Origin of the sequence: Streptomyces sp. YS-3 (assembly GCF_045257485.1) — a bacterium.
Classification (GTDB): domain Bacteria; phylum Actinomycetota; class Actinomycetes; order Streptomycetales; family Streptomycetaceae; genus Streptomyces.
This window is the reverse complement of the sequence record NZ_JBJHPC010001036.1, coordinates 1-1,188: the sequence shown is the minus strand read 5'-3', so window position 1 is coordinate 1,188 and position 1,188 is coordinate 1. Positions and strand designations below refer to the sequence as shown.

Sequence of the window (1,188 nt, the reverse complement as noted above, 5' to 3'; positions counted from 1 at the left end):
CCCCACCAGCGGCGATGCCACCGCCCCGATCAGGAACGACGAGGTGCCGAGCAGCGCGGAGGCGGAGCCGGCCGCATGCGGGGTGCGCATCAGGGCCTGGGCCGTGGTGTTGGGCGTGGCCATGCCCATCGCGGACATCAGCACGAACAGCCCGGCCGCGACCGGCGCGAGGCCCGGATCGCCGAACACCCCGGACGTCATGACCAGCAGCGCAGCCGCCGCCAGCACCACCGTGCTCAGCGAGCACACCAGCACCTTGTCGAGGCTGACCCGGCCCACCAGCAGCTTCCCGTTGATCTGGCCGGCGGCGACCAGGCCGACCGAGTTGAGGCCGAAGAGGAGCGAGAAGGTCTGCGGCGAGGCCCCGTAGATCTCCTGGATCACGAACGGGGAGGCCGAGATGTACGAGAAGAGCGCGGCGAAGGCGAGGCCGCCGGCCAGCACATAGCCGGTGAAGACGCGGTCCTTCAGCAGCGCGCCCATGGTGCTCAGGGCCTCGCCCACCCCGCCCTCGTGCCGCCGCTCGGGCGGCAGTGTCTCGCCCAGGAAGCGCCACACGAAGAGGGTGAGCAGCAGCCCGACCCCCGTGAGCACCACGAACACCCCGCGCCAGTCGGTCAGCCGCAGCACCTGGCCGCCGATCAGCGGCGCGACGACCGGGGCGGCGCCGGAGATCAGCATCAGCGTGGAGAAGAACCGGGCCATCTCGACGCCGTCGTACAGATCGCGCACGACCGCGCGGGCGATGACTATGCCCGCCGCGCCCGCCAGGCCCTGGAGCAGCCGGAAGGCGATGAGCAGGGCGGCGTCCGGGGCGAAGGCGCAGACGGCGGTGGCGATCACGTAGACGACCATGCCGGCCAGCAGCGGCCTGCGGCGGCCCCATTTGTCGCTCATCGGCCCGACGACGAGCTGGCCGAGCGCCATGCCCGCGAGGCACGCGGTGAGCGTGAGCTGCACGGTGGCGGCGGGCGCGTGGAGCGCTCCGGTGACCTCGGGCAGCGCCGGCAGGTACATGTCCATGGAGAGCGGCGGGAGCGCGGTGAGCCCGCCCAGTACCAGCGTGACCAGCAGACCGGCGCGGCGGGCGGCGGCGGGGGCCGCGGCCGGTATCGGGGCCGGTGCGGTCCGGCTGCTCTCCGCCATGGGCGTCTATCCCGCTTCCGGCCGTTGCGACCGTTGTAGTTT

1 protein-coding gene is annotated in these 1,188 nt (G+C 72.9%); it reads right to left on the bottom strand.

What is annotated here, in order from left to right; all coding sequences use genetic code 11:
* The coding region (locus ACJA3G_RS37310) for a multidrug effflux MFS transporter (protein ID WP_406557445.1) at positions 1-1,146 on the bottom strand (1,146 nt) is incomplete at its 3' end.
* Positions 1,147-1,188 lie beyond the last annotated feature (42 nt).